Origin of the sequence: Pontibacter korlensis (assembly GCF_000973725.1) — a bacterium.
Lineage (GTDB): Bacteria > Bacteroidota > Bacteroidia > Cytophagales > Hymenobacteraceae > Pontibacter > Pontibacter korlensis.
Window position 1 is genome coordinate 3,544,220 of sequence record NZ_CP009621.1, and the last position, 25,190, is coordinate 3,569,409.

21 protein-coding genes are annotated in these 25,190 nt (G+C 49.5%); 9 read left to right on the plus strand and 12 right to left on the minus strand.

What is annotated here, in order from left to right; all coding sequences use genetic code 11:
- The first annotated feature begins 176 nt into the window (after window positions 1-176).
- Window positions 177-632 (plus strand): DUF4268 domain-containing protein, encoded by a 456-nt coding sequence (locus PKOR_RS15185; protein ID WP_046311829.1) that lies wholly within the window; start codon window positions 177-179, stop codon window positions 630-632.
- 4 nt (window positions 633-636) lie between these two features.
- On the opposite strand, the gene PKOR_RS15190 is transcribed toward PKOR_RS15185, so the two are convergent.
- The 4 genes from PKOR_RS15190 to PKOR_RS15205 form a co-directional block, all read right to left on the minus strand.
- Window positions 637-945 (minus strand): hypothetical protein, encoded by a 309-nt coding sequence (locus PKOR_RS15190; RefSeq protein WP_046311831.1) that lies wholly within the window; start codon window positions 943-945, stop codon window positions 637-639.
- Between the two features lie 242 nt (window positions 946-1,187).
- Window positions 1,188-2,387, minus strand: coding sequence for an MFS transporter (locus PKOR_RS15195; RefSeq protein WP_046314547.1), 1,200 nt, complete (start codon window positions 2,385-2,387; stop codon window positions 1,188-1,190).
- Window positions 2,388-2,568: 181 nt separating this feature from the next.
- Complete coding sequence (locus tag PKOR_RS15200; protein WP_046311832.1) at window positions 2,569-3,000, minus strand: hypothetical protein; 432 nt, start codon at window positions 2,998-3,000, stop codon at window positions 2,569-2,571.
- 33 nt (window positions 3,001-3,033) lie between these two features.
- Window positions 3,034-3,501: a MaoC family dehydratase gene (locus PKOR_RS15205; protein WP_046311833.1), complete on the minus strand. Its 468-nt coding sequence runs from the start codon at window positions 3,499-3,501 to the stop codon at window positions 3,034-3,036.
- A 243-nt stretch (window positions 3,502-3,744) separates the two neighbouring features.
- Between PKOR_RS15205 and PKOR_RS15210 the strand changes: the two genes are divergently transcribed.
- Entirely contained in the window at window positions 3,745-4,641 is an 897-nt protein-coding gene (locus PKOR_RS15210; protein ID WP_046311835.1) for an aldo/keto reductase, read from the plus strand.
- Between the two features lie 898 nt (window positions 4,642-5,539).
- Here the strand turns inward: PKOR_RS15210 and PKOR_RS15215 are convergent.
- From PKOR_RS15215 to PKOR_RS15225, 3 genes are all read right to left on the minus strand, one after another.
- On the minus strand, window positions 5,540-5,851 hold the full coding sequence (locus tag PKOR_RS15215) for a hypothetical protein (protein ID WP_046311836.1): 312 nt from the start codon (window positions 5,849-5,851) through the stop codon (window positions 5,540-5,542).
- Window positions 5,852-6,328: 477 nt separating this feature from the next.
- Window positions 6,329-8,554 (minus strand): FUSC family protein, encoded by a 2,226-nt coding sequence (locus tag PKOR_RS15220; RefSeq protein WP_046311837.1) that lies wholly within the window; start codon window positions 8,552-8,554, stop codon window positions 6,329-6,331.
- A 145-nt stretch (window positions 8,555-8,699) separates the two neighbouring features.
- Complete coding sequence (locus PKOR_RS15225; RefSeq protein ID WP_046311840.1) at window positions 8,700-9,464, minus strand: hypothetical protein; 765 nt, start codon at window positions 9,462-9,464, stop codon at window positions 8,700-8,702.
- A 213-nt stretch (window positions 9,465-9,677) separates the two neighbouring features.
- Here PKOR_RS15225 and PKOR_RS15230 point away from each other — a divergent pair, with 213 nt between their 5' ends.
- Window positions 9,678-10,862: a serine hydrolase domain-containing protein gene (locus PKOR_RS15230; protein ID WP_046311841.1), complete on the plus strand. Its 1,185-nt coding sequence runs from the start codon at window positions 9,678-9,680 to the stop codon at window positions 10,860-10,862.
- A gap of 174 nt (window positions 10,863-11,036) precedes the next feature.
- Here PKOR_RS15230 and PKOR_RS24785 read toward each other — a convergent pair whose 3' ends face one another.
- The gene (locus PKOR_RS24785; protein ID WP_148561705.1) at window positions 11,037-11,216 is read right to left on the minus strand and encodes a hypothetical protein; all 180 of its coding nucleotides are present in this window, start codon (window positions 11,214-11,216) and stop codon (window positions 11,037-11,039) included.
- A 267-nt stretch (window positions 11,217-11,483) separates the two neighbouring features.
- On the opposite strand from PKOR_RS24785, the gene PKOR_RS15235 reads away from it, so the two are divergent.
- The 5 genes from PKOR_RS15235 (at window position 11,484) to PKOR_RS15255 (ending at window position 15,072) form a co-directional block, all read left to right on the plus strand.
- Window positions 11,484-12,443, plus strand: a complete 960-nt coding sequence (locus PKOR_RS15235) for a CvpA family protein (protein ID WP_046311843.1) — start codon at window positions 11,484-11,486, stop codon at window positions 12,441-12,443.
- Window positions 12,444-12,517: 74 nt separating this feature from the next.
- Window positions 12,518-12,958: a hypothetical protein gene (locus PKOR_RS15240; RefSeq protein ID WP_046311845.1), complete on the plus strand. Its 441-nt coding sequence runs from the start codon at window positions 12,518-12,520 to the stop codon at window positions 12,956-12,958.
- A 4-nt stretch (window positions 12,959-12,962) separates the two neighbouring features.
- Window positions 12,963-14,048: a toxic anion resistance protein gene (locus tag PKOR_RS15245; RefSeq protein WP_052738885.1), complete on the plus strand. Its 1,086-nt coding sequence runs from the start codon at window positions 12,963-12,965 to the stop codon at window positions 14,046-14,048.
- The gene (locus PKOR_RS15250; RefSeq protein WP_046311849.1) at window positions 14,045-14,224 is read left to right on the plus strand and encodes a hypothetical protein; all 180 of its coding nucleotides are present in this window, start codon (window positions 14,045-14,047) and stop codon (window positions 14,222-14,224) included. The genes PKOR_RS15245 and PKOR_RS15250 overlap by 4 nt, the downstream gene beginning before the upstream one ends.
- Window positions 14,221-15,072, plus strand: a complete 852-nt coding sequence (locus PKOR_RS15255) for a hypothetical protein (protein WP_046311850.1) — start codon at window positions 14,221-14,223, stop codon at window positions 15,070-15,072. The genes PKOR_RS15250 and PKOR_RS15255 overlap by 4 nt, the downstream gene beginning before the upstream one ends.
- Before the next feature lie 556 nt (window positions 15,073-15,628).
- Here PKOR_RS15255 and PKOR_RS15260 read toward each other — a convergent pair.
- The 4 genes from PKOR_RS15260 to PKOR_RS15275 form a co-directional block, all read right to left on the minus strand.
- Window positions 15,629-16,771, minus strand: coding sequence for an MBL fold metallo-hydrolase (locus PKOR_RS15260; RefSeq protein WP_046311852.1), 1,143 nt, complete (start codon window positions 16,769-16,771; stop codon window positions 15,629-15,631).
- 112 nt (window positions 16,772-16,883) lie between these two features.
- A complete protein-coding gene (gene cphA, locus PKOR_RS15265; protein ID WP_046311854.1) occupies window positions 16,884-19,514 on the minus strand; it encodes a cyanophycin synthetase in 2,631 nt (876 codons plus the stop codon).
- A 252-nt stretch (window positions 19,515-19,766) separates the two neighbouring features.
- Window positions 19,767-21,119 (minus strand): sensor histidine kinase, encoded by a 1,353-nt coding sequence (locus PKOR_RS15270; RefSeq protein WP_046311856.1) that lies wholly within the window; start codon window positions 21,117-21,119, stop codon window positions 19,767-19,769.
- Window positions 21,109-22,467 carry a sigma-54-dependent transcriptional regulator gene (locus PKOR_RS15275; protein ID WP_046311858.1) on the minus strand — a complete coding sequence of 453 codons (1,359 nt, stop codon included), beginning with the start codon at window positions 22,465-22,467 and terminating at the stop codon, window positions 21,109-21,111. The genes PKOR_RS15270 and PKOR_RS15275 overlap by 11 nt, the downstream gene beginning before the upstream one ends.
- A gap of 286 nt (window positions 22,468-22,753) precedes the next feature.
- Here PKOR_RS15275 and PKOR_RS15280 point away from each other — a divergent pair, with 286 nt between their 5' ends.
- On the plus strand, window positions 22,754-25,177 hold the full coding sequence (locus PKOR_RS15280; protein ID WP_046314548.1) for an ABC transporter permease: 2,424 nt from the start codon (window positions 22,754-22,756) through the stop codon (window positions 25,175-25,177).
- The last annotated feature ends 13 nt before the right edge of the window (window positions 25,178-25,190 follow it).

Consider the following 25,190-nt stretch of genomic DNA (forward strand, 5'->3'; position numbering starts at 1 on the left):
GCAAGCCCCTGATGGCTTGCCTCTTCTTTTTAGGCAAGTCTGATGTTTCAAAGTGCAGGTTATACTGCCAATTATAGTATCTAGTGGGGTTAACTCAAGCAAAAGAGTTGCCCATACAAGTAGCCGCATTTGCTGCTTTGTCGTTATAATAGCTTTAAAATGGCTAATTTTGCAGCATGTATACCCGCGAACAAGCTTCCCAGATACGCCAGCATTTCTGGACTACTTTTGGTCAATACCTATCGCCACAGCTTTCAGCAGAGGGTTGGAAGGTAAACTGGCTTAACTATAAAACCGGTGTTAAAGATGTGTACTTCCGGATGAATGCCGACAATAAACGCGGGTACATCGCCATAGAATTATCGCATCCAGACACGGAGATGCAGGAGCTGGTGTACGATCAGTTTTTAGAGCACAAAACGATGCTGCACGAGGCTCTTGGCGAAGAGTGGGAGTGGATGCTGCACATGTCTGATGAGTCTGGCAGGGTAGTAAGCCGCATTTACAAGGAGATCTCCCCTGTTAGTGTTTTCAACAAAGACGACTGGCCAGCGCTCATTTCATTCCTAAAGCCCCGCATTATTGCCCTGGATGAATTCTGGAGCGATGCAAAGTATAGCTTTGAGGGATAAAAGTTTACCAGGTAGTATCGTCCTCAGGGTTGGTGAAGCCGAGGCCAGGGCGGTAACGGGTGCCTTTGCCGTGGAGGTGGTCCCACATGTCTGCCTCTAGCTTTAGCTTGTCCAGTCGCATAAACTCGTCCCAACGCTCTTTATCGCCTTCGTTGAACTCGGCCACAAGCTCGCGGAGGTGCAGCGTACTCTCTTGCTGCTGCGCCAGCAGGTGCGGGTTAGTGCGTAGCATGAGCTCTATTTTGATACGGAAGTAGGTGTTGAGTTCCTTATAGCGCTCTTCGTCCCAGTTTTCGAGGTTCGGGTTTTCCATGGTAGCGATTTTTGGTGATAGACACTGTATTACTGAAGTACGAATTTCTGCCTTTTCCAGAGGACTTGTTCATGTATACAAGTAAACCAGCAGTAGTGGCATGTCTGCTGTTAAAGCTGAATAGCATCGGGACAAGGTGTAAAGCTCAGTTACTGGATCCGAGTTTTGTGATCAAGAGGTTTTAAAGCCTCGGATGTGTTTGGCTGCTTGCCTTACAGGTATAGCCAACCCACAGGCTCTTGTTATGAGGCTTTGTGTACTTTGCCTGAAAAGAGCAGGTGTACGGCCAGAGCCAGAGATGAAAACACCAAGCCGACTAACACCACGCCGTTCCAGCGCCATAGCTGCCAAGCCTGGCTGGCAAGAATCGTTCCGGTAGCGCCTCCCATAAAGTAGGTAAACATGTATACCGTATTCAGGCGGTTGCGAGCCTCAGGATTAAGCGAAAAGATGAGGGTTTGGTTCGAGATATGAGAACCCTGCAAGCCAAGGTCCAGCAGTATAACGCCTATCACCAGCCCCGCAATACTATAGCTAAAGAAACCGAACACAATATAGGAGATGATAACCATGGCAAGTGTAGCTGCCTGTATGTACCGGGTGTCATACTTGTCGCTCAGCTTGCCAGTTACCGAGGCCATAACAGCACCGCCTGCACCTACCAGGCCAAATGCGCCAGCAACATCGCTCCCTGCATAGAAAGGAGGCCCTTCGAGCAGGAACACAAGCGTTGTCCAGAAGCCGCCGAAGCAGGCGAAAGCCAGTGCGCCACGCACAGAAGCCAGGCGAAGCATCGGCTCGGTTCGGAACAGGTGTACCAGCGACTTCATCAGGCTCTTATAGTTGCCCTTAAACTGCGGGTGCACTTCCGGAAGCAGAAAGTAAATGACAATCCACAACACAAACATCAGCCCTGTAGCAATCAAAAACATTGCCCGCCACCCCAGATGCTCCCCCACAAAACCACTGACAGTACGCGAAAGCAATACGCCTATCAGCAAACCACTCATAACGATACCTACTGCTTTTCCACGCTCCTCTGGTTTTGCCAGGTGTGCCGCCATGGGCACAAACAGTTGGGGCACCACCGAAGAGGCCCCGATCAGCAGACTGGCCACCATCAGAGTATAAATGTTAGGGGAGAAGGCAGCCAGCAGCAAAGACAGCATGATCAGCACAAAATCAACCATGATCAGGCGCTTGCGCCGCAGCATATCACCCAAAGGGATGATGAACAATAAGCCGATGGCATAGCCGACCTGTGCCAGCATGGCTACCGTACCGGCACTAGCCTCTGAAACTTGGAAAGTATTGGCAATTTTGCCCAGCAAGGGCTGGTTGTAATAGTTGTTTGCCACCACCATTCCGGATGCAATGGTCATAAGCCAAAGAGTGGAGCGGGTTAATGGTGGTTCGGCAGTAGAGGTATTTGTTGTAGTCATTGATGTGGTAAAGCGGTAGTGTACAGGCTTCTCCCCAGGCAGGTAAATCTGCCTGCACAACCTGTGGCTGCACGAGTAAGTTTTAGTCAGCCAAAAACACTATACGTGCCGCAGCGCATTTAGCTTACCTGCTGTTAAGGCTTGGTGTGGCTAAATGCGCTGCGGCAGTAAGTATTGTTTGTTAAATTTCATCCGGCTCATCTTTGCTGGCACCGGGAGGGTTAAACAAGCCCCAGTCGTCCCAGATATAGTTCCAGGGGTTAAAGCTGGTGATCCACTCCAAAAAGAGTACCCGGTACTCTTCGATAGCCCGGCGCAGTAACGGAAGGTAAGAGATGTCCTCAAAGCCGTAGAGCTCCAAAGCAGTACAGTTTGTAATCAGGTCGCGGGCAGCTTTCCGTATCAGCACGGCACTCTCCATCTGCATATCATAGAGATCGGCACTTAAGGCTCCTGCTACTTTTACGTTAAGGGTAGCTGCGTCCTCCAGCATAAGCTTGCGCAGGTGCTGCAGCAACTCGTCCTCCTCAGGCACCAGCCCCACAATGCACGACGTAAGGTGGTAAATTTCTTCCCCCTTGCGGTAAATCGGCTGGTTTTGGTAATCGTGCATAGGTGCCAGTTTAGAAGGTGACGCTAATCCTTCTTAGTCGTTGAAGTGGTACAGGAAGGTGATGATGCCTGTGAAAGCCGGCTTTTTGCTGTCTTCGATTTCCAGGGTTACTTCCAGGCTCGCTTTGGCAATACCGCGCAGGTTTTTTACTGACAGGAGCTTGGCACGCAGGCGCACGCGGCTGTTTACCGTTACAGCCTGGTTAAAGCGAAGGCTTTCGATTTCGTAATTCACCTGCATTTTCAGGTTACGGATAGAGGCAATTTGTGTCCAGAGGTAAGGCAGCAGCGATACCGTAAGGTAGCCATGAGCGATAGTGGCCCCGAAAGGAGTCTCTGTTTTTGCGCGTTCCGCATCCAGGTGAATCCACTGGTGGTCAAGGGTGGCGTCGGCAAATTTGCTTATCTGCTCCTGCGTAATGGTGTGATAATCAGATACACCCATTTCCTTTCCTTCGTATTGGGTAAGCTCTTCTAGGGTGTTAATGACTAACTGGCTCATGTAGTAAGGTTGTTTGGTTTGTTGCGTTGTTTTAGGGTATTATAAAGCTAATATACTATGTTTTGGTGAGAGCCTTGTTATGGCGAACCTGTTTTAGCAGAACTTAGATGTGTTAACAGCATTTCAGAAGATGTTTACCAGCTGCAGTAGTGGCAGGTACAACATACCGAAGGCAAGTAAAACAAACTGCTCCGGATCCAGTTTATACTTTTAAATTAGCAAAAACCACATTTACCTGTAACCATGAAGTATAACCAGCTGGGAAAATCTGACCTGAATGTAAGTGAAGTAAGCTTTGGATGTATGTCGCTGCAAGGCAGCCACAACGAAAACGCAGGCTTACTGCACAGGGCGCTCGACCAGGGCATCAACTTTTTTGATACGGCTGATTTATACGACAAAGGGGAGAATGAGGTAACAGTGGGCAAGGCTTTTCGTGGCATGCGTGATCAAGTAGTACTGGCTACCAAAGTTGGAAACCAGTGGCGACCCGATGGCAGCGGCTGGGATTGGAACCCTACCAAAGCATATATACTGGAAGCAGTGGAGGCGAGCCTGCAGCGACTGCAAACAGATTATATTGACCTGTACCAGTTGCATGGCGGCACCATTGATGACCCGATAGACGAAACTATAGAAGCCTTCGAACTACTTAAGCAGCAGGGTAAAATTCGGAACTACGGCATTTCCTCTATCCGCCCCAACGTGATACGGGAGTATGTGAACCGTTCCGGTATAGTGAGTGTAATGATGCAGTATAGCCTGCTGGACCGTCGGCCGGAAGAGGCAGCCCTGGACCTGCTACAGCAGCACAAAATAGGTGTGCTGGCACGTGGGGGGCTGGCACAGGGGCTTTTAGCTGGTAAGCCTGTCAAGTCCTATCTAAATTATACTTCAGAGGAAGTGCAAAAGGCTGCCGATGCAGTGCAGGCAGTAGCAGGAAACACGCATGAAGCCTCTGGAACTGCTGTCCGGTTTGTGCTGCAGCACCCGGCTATCACTTCTGCCGTACTCGGCATCCGGACTAATGCACAGCTAGAAGATGCACTGTTGGCCGCTAAGGCAGCACCGCTTAAGCCAGAAGAACTGGAGACGCTGCAAGCCGTATTGCCAGCCAATAAGTATGAGCAGCACCGGTAGGACCTTCCGTCTAATAACAGGAGGGGACGTATTTTAGCTGTTTTCTGCTTGTGGGTTTACTGGTACGTACAAGCGCTTATACTTGCTTTGGCTATACTTCTATAGCCTTTACATGGCGCTAGCTTTCGCATGTGCCTGTGTGCAACTCGATACAAGTTGTACTCTCTAGCTACAGATCAGCCTCAGCTTTACAACCTGCTTGTTTCATCTCCTGCTTTGGAGCGCTCCAGGCCGCGGGGCCTCGTCCTTGGGTATCACGCTGCTTTCACTTCCTTTGCTCCTGCGTCGCAATGCCTTTCAGGCACCGGAACCTCTCGAGGCGCTCAACCCAAGGACTGGGATCAGATTTGATAGCCGCTGTTCTTCAACTGTCTCCTTGAGGTCAAGTGAGATGAGAGTCGAAACTTGCGTCCGTAGGTCAGAGGGGTGTAATCGTCGGCTGAACAAATTCCCCTCCTTGGAGGGCTTAAGGGTGGGTGCACCCGGATAGCTGAAACTGCAAAGCCAGCAAACGGTAGTCTATAAACGATACATTGAGCGTCAGAAGACTCGGCAATAAAAAAGCGGAAGCAGCAAGTATGTCCTTGCTGCTTCCGCTTTTGATCTCTAAGCAATATAGTACTCTTCCTGAGCGGTAGAGAGGCTATTGGTGCTTAGTCGTAGCTGTTCTTTTTCTTTTCCAGTTTAGCGGCCTTTTTCTCCTTTTCAGTTTTAGCCGGCTTTTTCTTTACATCCTTTTTTGCGTCTTTAGACTTTGCCATGAGTAAGGGGATTAATAGTTTAGCTAAAGGTACGTCAATTCTTAACAGATAGTCTGTAGTTGAATCATTTAGATGTAACTATTTAGCTCTGTTGGCTGTTTTATCCTCCTTCAGCACAATAGCTGTACCTGTTTCTGTCAGGAGTAATGCACTTGCAGTTCTCCTGCTTCCAGGCCCAGGGCTATGCCTTGCAACAGGATGCGGCTGTTGGGGTGGACAGGGTCGCTCAAGTCTTTCTCTATATCGCTGATGCTGGTTTCCAGCGGATCGCCTTCAAAGAAACGGAACCACAGGACTTTATCAGTTTCTTCTTCCTCGTCATCATCGTGCATTACCTGCAGCTCAATTTCCCTTAGCCGTGAAATCAAAACAGGAAGGTCTATCTGGTTGTCGAGGTATTCATTAAAGGCGGCACTGGCGATGCTGGTGTATTGTGCTTGCTTTGTCATGGTGTACTGGCTTTGACGTTTGTACGTGAAATGTTGCCGAATGCATTTACGCTCCTTCAGCCGGCCAAAGATAAGCTGATCGTCCGGAGAAATAAGCGCCCTATCGGTATAAGATAGCCATACTATCGCATCAAGTTCAGCAGAGGCAGCTATGGTGCCCGTGTACTCGCCCTGATAGCAGGTTGTCTATACCTGCATCGCCTCAGGGTGGCTGTCGACCTGCGCCCGGAACAGGCCGGTATACCTCATACTTTCTTTCACCAGGTTTACGGTCAATTCTTCCTGTATCTCCCGTTGCAATACCTGGAAGTCCGTTTCGCCTGCTACGCGTTTGCCGTCTGTATTGCAGTGCTTTGTTATACCCTTGCTGCGTATTCTGCCGTTCTGGATCTAGATCCGGGCCAGTTTTCCGATGATCTTCCTGTACTGGAAAGAGTTGCTGGGAGTAAAGCTGAGCTGCCTACCAGTTTAACTGAACTACTCCAGCTCTTCTACCGCCTGCTTCAGGTTACCGGAAATGGTATGCAGCCATTTTAGCTGATCAGAAATAAGGCGGGCCTCCTTCAGGTTTTTTAAAAAGCCGGGGGCAATGGGTTTATAAGCTGCTCCGTCCAACTGACGGTTGCGTACGGCAACAAGTGCGTTATACCTGCCCTCCAGATGTCTGTAAGCCTCTACCAACTCCTCTTTTGCCACTTTCTCTGCCTGCACCTCCTGTTGCAGTGCTTGCAGGGCTTGCGCCAGGTTAGCGTCTATCGATTTTATGATCAGGTTGAAGTAATCTGAGGCGGCCTCTGCGTTGTTGTCCCGGATAAAAGTACCCAGCGCAGCCGCAGCAGCCAGAAAGGTATGGTTCAGGCCAACAATTTCGTAGATCTCCATCAGGTGCTGCTGCGTGGATTTCGGCTCCTGGCTCATCCGCTGGAAAGCAGCGTTCAGGTTGCCCATCTGCAGGAAAGCTTCTTTCCGGGCGAGCTTATAAGCCGTGGTATTTTGTGTTTTGTGCTGGTTATAGCTGGCTATCTCGGCCAGGTAGTTGCGGTTGGCGTTCAGGGCCTTCACAATACTCCCTTTTATACTTAAAGATTCCCACGATGGCCACAAAAAGGAAATAGCTCCCATGGCAATGGCAGCCCCTGTCAGCGTATCAATCACCCTGAACTGGATCGCACTGAAGGCATTGGGGGTGATGAGGGCGTAGATAAAGATAATGCCGGTGGTAACGAAGATAGAGGAGGTGCGGTAGTTTTTCTGAATAAAAGCGAAGGAAAGTATAAGAGATACCAAAGCCAGGATGCCATACAAGTAGGTATTCTGCACCAGGAATACCACCAAGCCTGCTATCACGGCACCTAGCAGGGTACCGTACAGCCTGTGCTTCGCCCGTTCTTTGGTAAGGGAATAGCCAGGCCGCATAATCACTACAATCGTGAGCAGTATCCAATAGGCGTTCTGTATCGGGAAAATGATGCCCAGTAAATAGCCTGACAGCATGGCGATCGTAAGCCGGGCAGCATGTTTAAAAATGGGCGATTGAGGCGAGAAATTCTCCTTCAAGATCCGCACATCATAATCCTGCTGGGTAATAAACCGCTGCCTCTCCCTGCTTTGCAAGCCAATGCTTTGCTGGCCCTCCAGGTCCTGGTGCACCCGCTCGATAGAGGTTATCTTTTGCAGCAGCTTTTCTTCATAATCCAGCAGGTTGTGGAGCAGCAGCGCACCCTCCCGGGCCTGGGGCAGCTTCAGTTCTTCCACATACTGCCGGATGCTTTGGCGGCACTTTTCCAGCAAGGGCTCCAGGTCTTTCTCCGCTGATAAAGCATAGCCCCTTTGCATACTATCAGCCACGTTATCCAGCTTGGCCGACAGCTCAAAAACCAGTTTAAGGAACGGCAGTAAAACCCTGACCGAATGCCCGAACAGCTCTCTTGCGCGCTCGTAGTTGGCCGGGTTGGCAAGCGATAACTCCAGTATGTCGATCAGTTCGATAAAGATCAGGAGTTGCTTGCGGTGGTAGTTGGAGGTGCCGGTTCTTTGCCTTTCGTGTAGGAGAATCTCCCGCAAAGACTCGTGTATCTCGTTTAGCTTCACCTGCAGGTTGTAGAGCTCTTTCTGCAGGGCCTCCTGGTCCTGGCTCTCCGTAGCCAGTTTGCCGCGCAGCTGTATGTAGTAGGCTGTTTGCCGTAAGCAGTCAATAATAAGGTTTTCGATTTGCCGCCTTTGCAGCAGCGAATGGAAAATAACCGAAAGCAGCAGCGCCCACAGGCCACCTAGTCCAATCAGCAAGCCATGTATAAAAATGTCGGCACCGGTATGCGCGTGTACGAAGCTTAGTACAATGGCCATCAGCCCTGCAAAGGATACCAGGGAAGCACGAAAGCCGTAAACCGAGATAAAGGAAATGAAAAACACCAGCACCGCCAGCACCGGAAGCAGCAGGTACAGACTACCTGAGGCCAAGTTAATGGCCATACTGGCTAGCATGGCAATGGCCGCAGAAACAAGTATACCTATGGTTTTATGCTGTCTGCTGCCCGGCACGTCGCTCCCCGATGCCAGCACTGCCCCAATGGTAATACTCAAAAAGTAAGGCACCTGCCCGAGCCATACCCCCAGTGCAACAGGCACAGCAGCGCCAAACATGATCACTAGTGCTTTTACAAAGTCGTTACTCCTGATAAATTGTCTCAGCTCTTGAAGCATAATGCTAATGTACGGGAAGTAGCGGCACGAGGCCGCCTGCTTAGTATTGCTGTTTTCTGATGGTTTTGTTTTTAGTTGCTGTATTAAGGAATCAAGCCGCTGTTTACGCCCTGATCCGGACACATCCGTTACGGGCACTGAAAACTTAGTGCTGGATCTGTGGCCTGATTTGATATTTGTTCAGTTGTTTCTGCCAAAAAGGGGAGAGTGCGTTAAAAGCCATGTCGCTGAAGATACCTTCCGCAATTACCTTGTTGTTTTGGACCACACGGTAGCGTACCGGGAAAACGAGTTTATCAGACACTTTTACAAAGTCATACTCATCCCCGAAGCGCTCGTAGGCACCTGTTTCAGGGGTAGGCGAAGAAGACGTGATCACTTCACCTTTTGTGTTTACGAACATGTCGAGGCGCATGTCCGGGGACTGGCTATTATGTACCCGGACAATGTCGAGTTGTTGGCCTTTGTATAGGTACGTGCCCAGGTAGGTATAGCGCGCCTCAGGAGCATTGAGCAAGTATAGGAAATTGAAAAAGACGGATCGTCTGAGTGCATCATGGATCGTTTTGTTTTCCTGCTCCGATAGGGCAGGATGACTAATTGTAGTGCCCACCACCGTTGTGTCAGTCCCTGCCACATCCAGGCGCACAATGTGCGGTTGGCGCAGGTGCACATACCAGTGCTGCGACACCCGGACCGTGTCCTTCTCCCGGTAAGCTTCCCGCGTCAGGGTATAGGTCATGAAGTCAATCTGCCGGAGTGCTTGCTGGCCACCAAGTGCTTGGATCATACGCGCCTTCACAACAGCGGCCTTACGCTCAGCTGCCTTCTTATGAGTTGGAGTTTGAGCAAGTAATGTGGGGATGGCGATAAGAAAACAGAAGCTTACAGCAGCAAGCAGTTTTTTCATAGTTCATGGAGCCTGAATGGGTAAATATACAAGCAATTTTTCAGCCGGTACCATGATAGCCAAGAATAATGCACCTCCAGCTCATCCGTCACCAATAACGTAAATTTGTTGATTCCTTGGTTTGGTTGATATAATCAAATCAATTCCGAGGTACAATAAAATCTGCCTGCCTATTTTACGTAAAGCAATAAAGTCCCTCTTAGTCCAGGAATTATGAAATATTTATACGTCCTCTTCCTAGCCATCCTCCCTCTGATCACCCAAGCCCAAACCATCACAAGGCTCGACGGCAGCAAAACAACTGCTAAAGCCCTGGACCAAAAGATAAACCAGCTGATGCAGAAGGCACAGGTACAAGGGCTGGCTGTGACCATTTTCAACAAGAACCAGCCCATGTATAAAAAGGCTTTTGGGTATAAGAGTTTCCAAACAAAGGAACCACTAAAAACCAGCACCAACCTGTATGGTGCCTCGCTGAGTAAAGCAGTATTTGCGGTGCTCGTGATGAAGCTGGTAGAGGAGGAGGTGCTTGACCTGGACAAGCCGCTGCAGGAGTATTTACCTAAACCAATCTATACGTATACCCCTCAAACCAAATGGCACGACGATTACAGCGCGCTGAAAAATGATAGCCTTTACCGCAACATCACGGCCCGCATGTGCCTGGCCCATACGTCGGGTTTTCCGAACTGGCGTTGGGTTGAGCCTGACCAGAAACTCCGGGTAAAATTTAAACCCGGAACAAGGTATAGCTACTCAGGCGAGGGGCTGGTATACCTGCAGGTGGTGCTGGAGAAGCTAACGGGTAAAACGCTGGATGAGCTGATGCAGCAAAAAGTTTTTGTGCCAGCCGGCATGACGCAGTCTTCCTATACTTGGCAGCCGCGCTTTGAGCAGGATTATGCACTGGGCCATAAAGCAAACGGGAAACTGTACCAGAAAGACAAAGACAACGAGGCTCGTTCTGCCAGCACCCTCGAAACCACCCCCGATGATTATACTTTGTTTACACAGGCTGTGCTGCAACACAAGATATTAACGCCTGCCACCACCCATGAAATGTTTAGTCCCCAGATCAGGATCCGTTCTGTGAAGCAGTTCGGCCCCTTGAGCCAGCGCGACACCACTGCCAATGATGCCATTGCCCTAAGCTACGGGTTGGGGTGGGGGCTATTGCGATCGCCGCACGGGGTTGGCGCTTTTAAAGAAGGCCACGGAGACGGCTTTCAACACTATTCCATTATTTTCCCGGAGACTGGCGCTGGTGTCATCATCATGAGCAACTCTGATAATGCCGAGAGTATATTCAAAGAACTGCTCAAATCTACTATTGGCGACTCCTACACGCCTTGGTACTGGCAAGGGTACATCCCTTATAATAAGCAAGCAGCAAAATAGTAGAAGAACATCTGCCTGCACTAAGCAAGCACAACCCTATCCATCAAACCTGTTTCTGAAAATTCTTGACATTCCCACCGCTAAAGCAGGTTGGATTCCTGGGCTACCTGGCTACTGCGACCGTATACCTCCCAAGCTGAAACGGTCTGCCCGACCGCCTTATTTCTTATATTACTAGCTGCTGACGCATCCCGGTGCAGGGCATGTTTGCTGCAGCAAAGGTAACAGCCGGCAAGTGCAGGCGGTAGAACATAGGGTAAGATCGAACCCAGCAAAAGTGAAGGGATGTCGCACCACATCCAGGGCGTCTTTGCCCACATCGGCGCCCAGGTTCTGACAGAGTAAATTCTTCATAGCTGAAAGGGACTAAAGTGGACAAAAAACATTCATCTTCCGGGCCTACACTCACTCATGCCTGCGGATGGGGCAGCCGCTAGGTACTGTCCAGGCTTTTAAGATGAAGAGAAAGGGAAGGGCTTTCTCCCTCCCTTTCTGTTAGCTTACGTTTAAGAGCCTGATAAAATTGCACATACGCTTATACTGCCAAAGATATGAGTGCCAGGGCTTTCTTTGGCATTTAATCGTAAACGGGAAGTATGAAGAAGCTTCTATTCTCGTGTTATGCCCAATCTTGTTGATGTCCTGCTACTCCTGATAATAGTTTCCAGTGCTGTAACAGGCTGGAGACGTGGTTTTATACTTGGCCTGCTGGACCTGGTCAGGTGGGTTAGTTGCCTGCTGCTTGGCTTTCGGTTTTACCCAAACATGGCGGATTTGTTAGGTTCGCTGGTGGACTGGGATGAAGTATGGTTGTTGCCCGTGTCGTTTTTTATTATCGTGCTGCTGGCCAATGTGCTGCTGCATTACCTGGAGTGGTTGCTGCTAAAAAAGATTCCCTTAGACGCACATACCCATAAGTTTAACCAGGTGCTGGGGCTTATACCCGGCCTGTTGAACGGTGCTGTTACCGTGGCCATCGTAGCTGTATTGCTGCTGGCAATTCCGCTGCCGGATGCTGTTGATGAAAGCGCGCACCAAAGTAGTATAGCGAGTCGTTTTGCGGCTTATGCCAACCGTGCCGAGACTGCTCTGGCCCCTGTGTTCGAAGAAGCTGTGCAACGCACCCTGAACAACCTGACCGTAGAGCCAGGGGCAGAGGAAACAATTGAGCTACCTTATAAAGTGGAGCATCCTGTTCCGCAGCCAGAACTGGAGGCACAAATGCTGGAGTTGATAAACGAGGAACGTATAGCCAATGGACTTAAGCCTCTCAAAGCAGATACAGCACTCCGAAGCGTTGCCCGGCAGCACAGTACGGACATGTTCAGGCGGGGGTACTTTTCGCACTACTCTCCTGAAGGGACCGATGCAGGTGATAGAATAAGACAGGCAGGTATCCCTTTTCTGGTATCAGGGGAGAACCTGGCGCTGGCGCCTACATTATCTGTTGCGCATGAAGGGCTTATGAACTCTCCCGGCCACCGTGCTAACATTCTGCAGAAGCGCTATGGCCGTGTTGGAATAGGCGTTATGAAGGGCCGCCCGGGCCAGTTGATGATTACGCAGAACTTCAGGAATTGAATTCGTCTACCCACACTCAATCCCCGTATAGGGAAGTATAAAGTCAATGTAGCTAAAAAATAGTACAATCGTATATGTTAATCTTCTGGACGTTCGTTATAGGGGCGGTGCTGGGCTATGTGTTTGGGTATTACATAAAACCGAACTTTCGCCTTCGCAAAGCCATAAAAGCAGCACGGGAGGCATGTGTTGCCGTGCTGCAGGAAGGTAATAAGGGTGTGTACCGCACTGTTGTTACAGATCATAACCAGTCGTCGGAGCTGGTGGTGGAGGTAAAGGAACTGGCAGTTACACAGGCTGGCCAGGTGAAGGTAGAATACCTCAGCGCTTTTTACAAGAACCCCGAGTTCAGGACCAAGAAAGGAGAGGCCCTGCTGCGGGAGGTGCGGGAATTATTGGGCGAGTATCTGCCACACAGTGAAATAGAGTGGTACGATACTACCGAGAGCCATAATAGAACCCGCAAGCACCTTAGCCAATTAAACACCCTTGATAAACATCATTTCGAAGCCTAAAGCCATGGAAAAACCCAACATCGCTATCACCGACGAAAAGGAACTGGAGCAGCAGAGAGCGCAGGATCTCTCCAAATCCATTGATCCGGAAAAACCTGAGACGCTCACTAATTTTGGGGTGGAGACACAGCGTAAGCTGGGCCACTACTCTAATGAGCTGCTGGCGAAGGTAAAAGCCAAAGACTCCGGTGATGCCGGTGCTGCCATTAATGAGCTGCTGAAGCAGATCAACATGATTAAGATAGATGAGGAAGGGAAACGTAGCTTCCTGTCTCGACTTCCCTTCGGCAAGAAGTTGGAAGACCGCTCCAAACGCCTGGCTATACAGTACAACAGCATCTCTGATAACGTGGACGATGTGGTGATTAAGCTGGAGAAAACACGCCAGAGTATACTGAAAGATTCAACCAGCCTGGAGGTGATGTTTAAGCAAGCCGTGGAGTACATCCACGAAGTGCGTGCCGTTATTGCCGCAGGTAAACTGAAGATAGAGGAGATTGAGAACGAGCTGATACCAAAGCTACAGGAAGAGGTGGAGAGCAGCAACCAGGATGAGCTGGTGGTGCAGCGCCTCAGCGACTTGGTGGCTTTTAAGGAGCGGCTCGAAAAGAAAGTACACGACCTTACTCTTTCCCACACCATTGCCACGCAGTCGATGCCGCAGATACGGATGATCCAGACCACCAACGATGTGCTGGCCCAGAAGATTCAGAACTCCATTGTAACGGTAATTCCGGTTTGGCGCCAGCAGGTAGCCATTGCCCTGGGGCTGGAAAAGCAGCGTAAGGCACTGGAAATCCAGAAAAAAGTAACCGACACCACCAACGAGATGCTCCTGAAAAACTCGCAGCTGCTTAAAACCAACGTGGTAAATGCAGCTAAAGAGAACGAGCGCGGCATTGTAGATGTGGAGACCCTGAAGAAAGTAAACCGCGACATGGTGGAGACGCTGGATGCCGTGGTGAAGATATCGGAAGAGGGAAGCCGCAAGCGGGCAGAAGCTGTAAAAGAGCTGGCTCAGGTACAGGAAGAGCTTAACAGCAAGATTATTGGCACCTTTAGCAAATCGAAAAAGATTGAGGCAGAATGATGAAGGTAGAAAGCGGTAAACGCGATACACCAAAACACCTGCTGACACAGGAGCAGGAGGCGGTTCTGGACCTTTACCTGCAAAAGCTGGACGGCTTTTACGAAGACCTGAAGGCATCTGATGCCGTGCAGGTGGAGATAGAAACGCAGCATCTGAAAAAAATACTCTCTAAATGATACAGCTTTTGCGCTCTCTTTTCGGGCTGAATGGAGCTGCCGGTAACAGGAAAGTTGTTGGTAGCCCCGACGGGATGGAAGTGAAGGATGTGCCTTATATGCAGGAGTCGAACCAAAGGCTGGTGGCATTGCAGGAGCTTTATAACAGGTTCAGGAACACGGCTCATGCACCTAAGCTGCAGGCCGTGTATGAGAAGACGAAGCGCATTCATACGTACCTGGCAGCCCGAAGCCGGGGGCATGAGTTGGAGCTGTTTCATGTGCAGCATACGGATCATTTTCTGAGCGCTTTCACGGCCATCATGGATGCCCATCAGGAGCCACAGGTGCAGGTTTCTGTACCTCCGCCGCCACGACCTTCTCAGCCCCCGCAGCCAACTCCGAAGCCTGATGTAATGGGTAGAACCCTGGTTATAGGCCCGTTCAGAAGCGACAGGAAGGAAGTGAAAACTGCTCGTACCCTAAACCGGCAGACCAGCCACCGGGCTTATATGGATACTACCGAAGCCAACGTGGAGGTGCCGCGACTAGGGTTACCCGAGATCTCGATCAATACCTACTCCCAGATTGTGTACCTACGGGAGGATGTTTCAGATGGCCTTACCACAAACGAGATTGGCTTTACCTCGACCCCAGAGGAGAAGGCCACTTTTGAGGCTTATGTATCTGCACGGTTTGGGCTGAAGGATGTAACGTACGTCGGCAACGCCATGGTATACATACCAACCCACAACAGCAACCAACCAGCCGAGATTGTGCCAGTCATACATTGGCACGGGGCACCATATGTTCTAAGCCTGGAAGACAACCGCCTTTACCCTGTCAGCACATACCGGAAGAGGTGGTGAGGACTCTTGTCTTTAGTTATCATAATATATCAACCGTGATTATTTTGTTAGCAGCTATTCCAGAAGGAGTGGCTGCTTGTTTTTATTATAGGGCTTTCTGAGATGACATGTTGGGGAGGGGGTGATCTAGTAGCTTCTGCTGTTTTTTTGTAAGGTGGGAAGCTTAGTAACTGCCATCAATCAAAGAAATGCACTGTTGATAAGGCTATTCTGGTGAACCCACCCCTAAGCCCTTCAAGGAGGGGAATCTTTGGGAACGATAAACATCCCCCTATGCCCCTTCAAAGGGGAAGTGAGCAAAGGCTGGGGCTGTCGAGCCTGATCCCAGTCCTTGGGTTGAGCGCCCCGAGAGGTTCCGGTGCCTGAAAGGCATTGCGACGCTGGAGCAAGGGAAGCGAAAGCAGCGCGATACCCTTAACGAGGGCCCCTACCTCCAGGACGAGCCCTCGCGGCCTGGAGGTAGGGGCCAGAAATGAAAGAATAAAGCTTGTAAGGCTTTGAAAGAAAAGTAGCTACGCTAGTATGGAGCGGTATTAACTCTTTTCGAAAAGCAAACCTAGTATGCTATATTCTGCCCTCTGCGCCACCAGACTTCCCCTGGTGCACGTTGGTGCAGAATAATGGGCTGACCTATGCGCGGCGTCGTAATAGGTACTTTAAGTTCCTGCGCCCGCTCTGTTACCCGCTCAATAGGATCAGTCCAGCTATGCATGGCAAGGGCGAAGGCGCCCCAGTGGATGGGCATGAGTAGTTTGCCTTTAAGGTCCAGGTGTGCCTGTACCGTTTGTTCCGGCATCATGTGTATGTTTGGCCAAAGTTCGTCGTACTGCCCACACTCCATCAAGGTGATGTCGAAGGGGCCATACTTGTTGCCAATTTCTGCAAAGCCATCAAAGTAGCCGGAATCACCACTAAAGTAAATTCGGTCTTTCTTTCCCAAAATCACCCACGATGTCCAAAGGGTTTTCATTCTATCGGTAAGGCCGCGGCCGGAGAAATGGCGGGAAGGAGTAGCAGCAAAAGTCAGTCCTTTAAAAGAGGTTTCCTGCCACCAGTCCATCTCTGTTATTTTGTTAGCTGGTATACCCCAACTTTCCAGGTGCGCGCCAACGCCCAGGGCTACGTAAAAATGCTTTGTCTTTTCGTTTAGCTTTTTAATCGAACCGTAGTCCAGGTGGTCGTAATGGTCGTGGGAGATGAGCACGGCATCTATGGCAGGCAACTCTTCAACAGAAATAGGGAGGGCAGAGAAACGCTCTGGCCCCATAAAGCTGATAGGAGAGGCTCGGTTACCCATCATCGGGTCCAGCAGCAGACGTTTACCGTCTATCTGTACCAAAAAAGCCGAATGCCCAAGCCAGGTTATGACAGTAGCTGTATCCTGTTTGGCAGAAATCCTACTACTATCAATGGCCTGAACAGGAAGTTCCCAGTCGGGTCGCAGGTTTTCATCGCTTCCAAAAAGTCGGGAAGAGATCATCTCAACGTATCCCTTGAAGCCAATATCCATGTTGGTTTCGACTGGGTTCTTGAACTCCCCTTGCCTATAGTTGGGTGAGGTTTTGATGGCCTGGAGCCGATCACCCTTGGCTGCGGCACCAAACTGCGGCGAAAGCCTCAGGAAAGAGCAACCGCCTGCTGTGGCCAGTAGTGAAAAAAAGATTATTAAGTATAGGGAGACTTTTATGCCTTTCTTCATCAGGAGTTATAGTTGAACATCTGCCCGTGGTTAACTTGTACCACAGGCAGATGTTCAAAGTTATAGCAGAGCGGCCTTAATTACACTGTATTTCTCCGCTAGTGTTTGCTCGCTATTGCTCAGTAGTTGTTTTGCGGTGCTGAATCACCCTGAAATTCTCTATCAGCTTTACTGCCTCCGGTATGTCTTCAGCAAAAAGCGCAATAAAGGAGCCTTCAGGGGCATATTCCAGGGCATAAGCTAAGGCTCGCGTTTCCTGGCTTATTTCCAGGGGCTCCATATCTGGTTTTACACTGAAGATGCCCTCTTTGAGCAGATGGTTGATTTCCTCGCCACTGCGTCCGCGAAGGTCTTTATCCTGCCTTATGATGATTTTGTCGAATACGGAAGCGGCAATTCGTCCTACCTCTCTTGTGTCTTCATCGCGGCGGTCGCCTATACCTGCTATGATGCCGATTTTAGTATGCGCCCCTGTGTTACTGATGAAGTCGCTGATGGCTTGCATGGCAGCAATGTTGTGGGCATAGTCAACCAGAACCTCAGCCTTAGGTAGCTTAAACAGGTTCATTCGGCCTGGAGTAGTGTCAGGAGAAGGAATGAACGTGCGTAGCGCCGTCTTGATCTCGTTAATCTCCATATGCGATACATAGGCTGCCAGGGTAGAGGCCAATACGTTGTAGATGTTGAACCTGGCTTTGCCACCGAAGGTAAGCGGTATGTCTGCCACACGGTCTACCCTTATTTTGTAGGTGTTCTTGAAGATAGAGATGTATCCGTCTTCCAGAACAGCAGCAAGTCCGCCTTTCGAAATATGCTCAATAATGCGTGGGTTCGACTCGTCAAGACTAAAGAAAGCTACCTTGCAGCGCAGTCCGGCTGCCATGCCATATACCAGCTCATCATCTGCATTCAGAATGGCATAGCCGTCTGAGCACACCGTTTTCGGGATGATGCCTTTTACCCTGGCCATGTCTTCCACGGTGTTAATGTCGCCTAAGCCAAGATGGTCTTCCGACACGTTCATCACCACACCCACATCACATTGGGTAAAAGCCAGGCCAGAGCGTAACATACCGCCACGCGCGCACTCCAGCACTGCATAATTCACGGTAGGGTCTTTCAGCACGAACTCACTGCTATAGGAGCCGGTGGTGTCGCCTTTGATAATCTTTCTGCCTTGTATGTAGATGCCATCGGTGGTAGTATAACCTACTTTATACCCTTTAAAGCTGAGTATGTGCGCTATTAAGCGGGTGGTGGTAGTTTTACCGTTAGTTCCTGTTATGGCTACAATGGGTATGCGGGCAGGGCATCCGAACGGAAACAGCATGTTAATGATTGGCTCCGCTACGTTCCGAGGAAGTCCTTCGGTAGGGGAGATGTGCATGCGCAGACCAGGTGCCGCGTTCACTTCTATCACGGCGCCCCTTGTTTCGGGCAGTGGAATAGCTATATCTGAGGTCATGACGTCTATACCACAAATATCAAGACCTATAATACCTGCAATTCGCTCGGCCATCAGGATATTGTAAGGGTCCACAATATCGGTTACATCGGTAGCGGTACCACCTGTACTTAAGTTAGCTGTTCTTTTCAGGTAAAGCACCTCACCAGCCGGAAGTACAGATTGGAGGTTAAGACCTTTTTCGCGCAGGATTGCTCGTGAGATCTTGTCTATCTTAATGTGTGTCAGTGCCTTTTCGTGACCTACCCCGCGCCTTGGATCTTTGTTTACCTGATTTACCAGCTGCCGTATGGTGGAGGTGCCATCGCCAGTAACCATGGCTGGCGTGCGTTTGGCGGCAGCTATAAACTTACCATCAATCACAAGCATTCTGTAGTCAGAGCCTTGTATAAACTGCTCTACCATGACAGCTTCTGAATAGCGCTGTGCCTCTGCAAAGCCTTTCAGTGCATCTTTCCAGTTCTGGATGTTAATGCTGGCTCCTTTCCCCTGGTTGCCGTTCAGTGGCTTTGTTACAATCGGATAATCCAGCTCGTCTATGGCATCTTCCAACTCGCGGGTGCTGTACACTATTCTTCCCTGAGGCACCGGAATACCGGCCTCCTCCAGAATGAGCTTTGTGATGTTCTTATCTCCGGCATTTTCCACGGCAAAACAGGAGGTATTGCTGCTCATGGCAGCCTGTATGCGCTTTTGGTTAACCCCGTAGCCTAATTGTATGTGGCCGCTTTGCCTGTTCTGTATGTAAGGGATGTTCCGGTTTACTGCTTCCTGCACAATGGCTTCTGTGCTTGGTCCGAAATATTCATCTTCCCTGATTTGGTGCAGCTTCGCTATATCCTGTATTACACTGACTCTTTCACCTCTTGCCAGGGAGTCGGTAATGCGTACAGCTGCCTCGGCAGCATACTCTCCCGCCCGTTCCTGCTGGTAAGAGAATGCCACAAAATCTACACCTGGTTGGCTGGAGGCATAGCGCCTGCCATAGCCGCTGTCCATACCAGCCATTGTTTGCAGTTCCAGGGCAATGTGCTGCACTACCTTACTGAAGGTGGTGCCTTCGTTTACAAGTCTTATAAAGCCTCCCTCCGTGCCAGCAGAGGAGCGGTGTTTATATATGTTAGGAAACAGTTTCTGTAGTTTCTGCGCCAGGTTCGGCACTTCATTGGTTAAGGTATGCTGCAGGTCCTCCAGGTCCAGTTTAAGCACAATTATCTTAGGATGCTTAATGGACCAGTAATTTGGCCCACGCATTATTTTGAGCTCAAGAATTTTCATAGTATTTTTTACTTCAGTCTATTTGTCTGGCCCTCCATATAATTAAAGTACAAAAGGCACAAGAAGGTGGAAGCGGAAGAAGAAGGCTATAGTTTTATACGTAAGCCGTTTCTTCCTGACAGTGGCAGTAAGCTGAAAAGATTGTAAGGGTGCAAAAATAAGTATTGAGTACTTACTTATCAGTAATAATACGGAGAAGGCAGGAGCAGCCAGGCTAGGTGGCTAGGGTCGTTCTATACTCTTTCTGAAGCGCTAACTGAACCGCAGCAGAAATGCTGTGCCCACACCTTCTTCTGACTGTACCTGTATAGTGCCGCCATGCAGCATAACTATCTGTTTGCAAAGGCTGAGGCCAATACCGCTCCCTTGCTTGCGGGTGCTGAAGAAAGGGATGTAGATTTTTTCCTGTATCTCCTTCGGCATGCCTATTCCGTTGTCTGTTACTTTGATCACTTTCTTGCCGTCTGTGGCAATGTAAGCAGATAGGACAATGGTGGGATCAGGACGTTCCTTCACGGCTTCAATGGCGTTTACCAGCAAGTTTATAAGGGCCTGGTCCAACAGGTTCGTATCGGCCTGCAGGGATAGGTGTGGGTCTTTCAGTGTTATGTCGAGCGTAATGTTTTTCTGTGCCAGCGTAGGCTGCATGAGGCGGTGCAGGTTGGCAAAGATGTCTTTAATGTAGACGCTCTCCAGGTTGAGCTTCGTTATTTTACTAAGGTTGCGGTAGGTGGCGGCAAACTTTAGCAAGCCATCGCTCCGGCGCTTTATGGTGCTGATACCAACTTCCAGGTCCTCCATGTCTTCGGGGGTAGCGCCGTGGTTTATACTTTCGTGCAGGCGCTCTTTCAAAGTGCTGGCCAAGGAAGAGATAGGGGCTACCGAGTTCATGATCTCATGCGTCATTACGTTCAGCAGCTTTTCCCAGGCCTTGGACTCGGTTTCATCCAGCGCCTCACTCACGTTCTGAAAAGCAACCAGCTTATACTTTTGCCCGTCGCTCTGGAAAGCTGTGGCCGAAAGAAACACTTTAAACGTGCTTTTCTCAAAATGAGTAGTGTGGGCCGTGGCTATTTTGGTACTTCCGGGTTGCAGTTCCAAAACTTCAGTATACAGCTCTCTGTCCCTTTTTTGCAAGGCATGTATGGATTTCATGAAAGGCACGTGCAGCAGCTGCTTTAGAGCTTCGTTCATCATCAAAACGTCGCCGCTATCCTGGTTAAAGGTAATGATGCCCGTGTTTACCAGTTCCAGGATTTTCTGCATATGCTGATGCTCTATTTCCTTTTCCCTGTTGATGGACTTGATGGTAGTATTAATCTCATTGAATCCCCTGCGCAGGCTCAACAGTTCAGCTGAGGCAGTTCTTTCGTTAAAAAACCTGGAGAAATCGCGGTAGTGTACTGATTCTATAAACTGGTTTAGCTCTTCCTGCGCCTGCCTAAGAAAGCGTATAAGATCTACTACCAGGTAAAGTATGATGGGCACGAGAAAGACGAGCAGTTCTGCCCACCCTTGTATAATTACCAGGGCTGGTGTACTTAGGGTAAAGAGCAGAAGTCCCACCCGGAGCAAGAGCCGCCACTCCATTCGTTTAAAGTCCATACTTGCCTAGCCGTCTGTACAGTGCTGTGCGGGTGATGCCTAGCTCTTTTGCTGCACGGGTTAGGTTGCCGGCATGCTTTTCCAAAACCCTGTTAATGGTTGCTTTCTCCAGCTCCTCCAGGTTTGTTTGCTGTGTTGCTGCTTCTCCAGCCGGAGCAGACTCAATAGGAGAGAACAGGATATCTTCCGCTTGCAGCACCTCTCCATCTGCCATAATCACTGCCCGCTCTATAGCATACTGCAACTCCCGCACATTGCCCGGAAAGTGGTAGTTGCTTAGCTTGTCTAAGGCGGACCTTGAGAACTGCGGACTAGTTTTCATGTACTTGTTGGCGTACAAAGTGGCAAAGTGCCTTGCAAGTAGGGTTATGTCGCTGCCCCGCTTACGTAGTGGGGGTACTACAATCTCAACTGTATTGATCCTGTAAATAAGGTCTTTCCGGAAGCGTGCTTCATTGGCAAGATCGGCAAGTGAAACGTTGGTGGCGCACAGTAACCGGACGTCTATAGACGCAGGTTCGTTGGCTCCAACTGGTATAACCTGCCGGTTCTGTAATACGCTAAGCAGCTTAGACTGCTGGTGCAGCGAAATGTTGCCAATCTCGTCGAGGAAGATAGTGCCTGTGTTGGCGGCCTCGAACCGGCCGGTGCGGTCTTCACGGGCATCGGTAAAAGCGCCTTTTTTATGGCCAAACAGCTCGCTCTCGAAAAGCGACTCTGTCAGGGCGCCAACATCTACTTTCACATATGGTTTGCTGGCACGCAAAGAATGCTGGTGTATGGCTTTGGCTATCAGTTCTTTTCCTGTGCCGTTCTCTCCCAAAATCAGTATGTTGGCATCTGTAGGCGCTACCTTCTTTATCTTAAAGAATATATCCTGCATAGCCTCCGACTCGCCCAGTAACTCTGTGCCGAAAACAGAAGGGCTTTCGGTTGAAAACTCAGCCTTCGCAGTTTTACCTTTCCTGCTGATAATATCGGTTAAGGTGTTGATTAATTTATCATTATGCCAAGGCTTAACCACAAAATCAGAAGCACCTTCTTTTAAAGAGCGTATGGCCAGGTCTATATCCCCATAGGCTGTGATCATCACCACTGCGGCATCGGATTTGAGCTGTTTGATCTTTTGGAGCCAGAAAAAGCCTTCGTTGCCAGTGTTTATGGAGCTGACAAAGTTCATGTCCAGCAGAATCACATCGAAAGTGTGGCGCGCCAACAAAGAAGGGATATTCTCCGGGTTTTTCTCTGTAACAATCTCTTGCACCTGTGGCCGTAGCAACAGGCGGACAGCGGTGAGCACATCAGTGTCATCATCTACAACAAGTACAGAAGCCTTTTTTAACTGCATATACCGATAATAAACTATTGCAGCTAAATAAACTATAATTGTGCCACTAACACAAGTAACTGAACCTGAAGCTATACTGCCAATCGACTAGTGCCGGGGCGTGCGAAATCGCACACTTGTTGCGCGAAAATGCACGACCTACACCTGTTACTATTTGTAATATGGTTGTAAATCAATAATATACGTTTTTGGCATCTGTTCTGATTATTCTTGAGGCAGGGAAGGGAATGCTTCAAGAGCGCACAACTGCCTACTTCTTATCAGAACAGTGTAAATGAATAAGACTATGCTACGAAACTACTTTAATGCTGCCTATCGGAACCTCTTTAGGCACAAGGGCTTTACCTTCATTAATATTGCAGGCCTGGCGCTGGGGTTAACAGCCTGTTTGCTCATCGGCCTGTTTGTATATGACGAACTGCAGTATGATAAGTCTTTGCCAGAAGGGGACCAGGTGTACCGTGTCTATAACGATGTATCGGCAAAGGAGGCCGGGCTGGTGGCGGTTACGCCCCCTATGTACGCAACCACTATGAAGGAGAGCTTTCCGGAGGTGGAGACAGTAGTACGTATACTTATGCTACAGTTCGATGCCAATAACCTGATGGAGGCCGGCGACAAAAGAGTCTATGAAAAAGGCCGCTTTTACACTGATCCGGAGTTTTTTGAGGTGTTTCAACTGCCCTTTGTTTACGGTTCACCTGATAAAGCTTTAGATGATCCTTCTTCGATTGTTATCTCAGACGAATTTTCCAAAAGGGCTTTCGGAGATGTTAACCCAGTTGGCCAGAAGGTGAGTGTCAACAAGCTGCCTTACCTGGTAAGGGGGGTGTTTGCTACACCCGACAAATTTCACCTGCCGGTGAACTTCGTGCTGCCAATGGTTGCCGCCGAGCTGCCTGCCGAACGTATGAAGAAGTGGAGTTGGCTGCAGTTTTATACTTATGTGAAGCTGAAAGAGGGAGCAGACCCAAAACTGACAGAGGCAAAGCTGAAAAGCATTGTAGACAAGCAGGTAGACCCAGAGTCAAACCAGCCTTACTACTATATACCTGTGCTGCAACCCCTGAAAGAAGTATACCTGTACTCGGCCAGCTTTAAGTTTGACCAGTCAATCAGGGGGAATATTGTGTATGTGAAGGCGCTCAGCATGATTGCCCTGTTTATTCTACTCATAGCCTGTTTCAATTTTGTGAACCTGGCCACGGCAAAGTCAGCGCAGCGAGCAAAAGAAGTGGGCGTACGCAAGGCCGTAGGAGCCAGCAAAAGCCAGCTGGTGCTGCAGTTCCTGGGCGAGACGGTGTTGCTCACACTCATCAGTGTTATTTTCTCGGCAGCACTTACCTCGCTACTATTGCCTTCGCTCAATGCCTTCACAGATAAAAGCATGAGCTTTAATATATTCACTGATCCGTCTCTTCTGCTGCTTATGTTAGCCCTAACGCTGGTGGTTGGTGTGCTGGCGGGGCTGTACCCGGCGCTGGTGCTGTCAGGCTATAAGCCTGTTAAGGTCCTGAAAAGTGCGGTAGTGGTAGATAGCAGCGTCGGCAAGATACAGTGGTTGCGCCATGGGCTGATCGTTGTGCAGTTTGCTCTTTCTATTTTCCTGATCATCTGTGCCGTGGTGGTGTACAAGCAGGTGTCTTACCTGCATGGCAAAGACCTTGGCTTTAACAAAGAGCAGATTATGTTCTTCCAGATGCGGGGAGAAAACATGTTTGAGAACTTTGAGACATTCAAGAACGAGTTAAAGCAGGTGCCGGGCGTAAAGAATGTCTCCGTTGGCTACGGGTTTCCGGGCGATGCGACAGCTGGCGACGGAATTATTGTGCCGAAGAACGGGGAGCAGGTGCACCATTCCGTTACGCAGCTGATGGTAGACTATGACTACATTAACACGCTGGATGTAAAGGTACTGGCTGGAAGGCCTTTCTCTAAGGAGCACAAAACAGATGCAGACCATGCCTTCATGATCAACGAAACGGCTGTTAGGGAGCTAGGCTATGGCACACCGGAAAAGGCACTGGGGCAGCCCTTGAGATGGGGCATATGGAATGATGTAAACCCGGACTCTATGAAGGATGGTAAGATCATTGGGGTAGTAAAAGATTTCCACGTCAAGAGCCTGTATGATAAGGTAGAGCCAACTGTGCTGCAGATTTTTCCGAGTGCTAACTGGAAGGTAGCTGTGAAGATAACGGGCGAAGATGTGACTGCTACCATCAAAGGTGTTGGTGAAGTATGGAGTAAGTTTTCTCCGGACTACCCGATCGAGTACATCTTTATGGACGACAACTTTGCCACTATGTATAAGGCGGAGGATAAACTGAGGACCTTGCTCTGGATATTTACCAGCATCGCCATTTTTGTTGCCTGCATGGGCTTATTTGGCTTGGCTGCCTATGCTGCTGAACGCAGAAAGAAAGAGATTGGTATCCGCAAGGTGCTCGGAGCAGATACCACAACCATAGTTGCCCTGCTTGCCAAGGAGTTTTTGCGCCTGGTGATAGTGGCTGCCCTCGTTGCCTTCCCGCTGGCCTGGTACGCCATGAACGGCTGGCTGCAAGACTTTGCCTACCGCATCTCCATACCCTTATGGGCCTTTTTAGTAGCAGGTATAGTGGCGGCGATTGTAGCTTTTGTTACCATCAGTTACCAAGCCATTAAAGCTGCAACGGCCAACCCTGTTACAAACCTTCGCTTTGACTAGGGTAATGTATAAA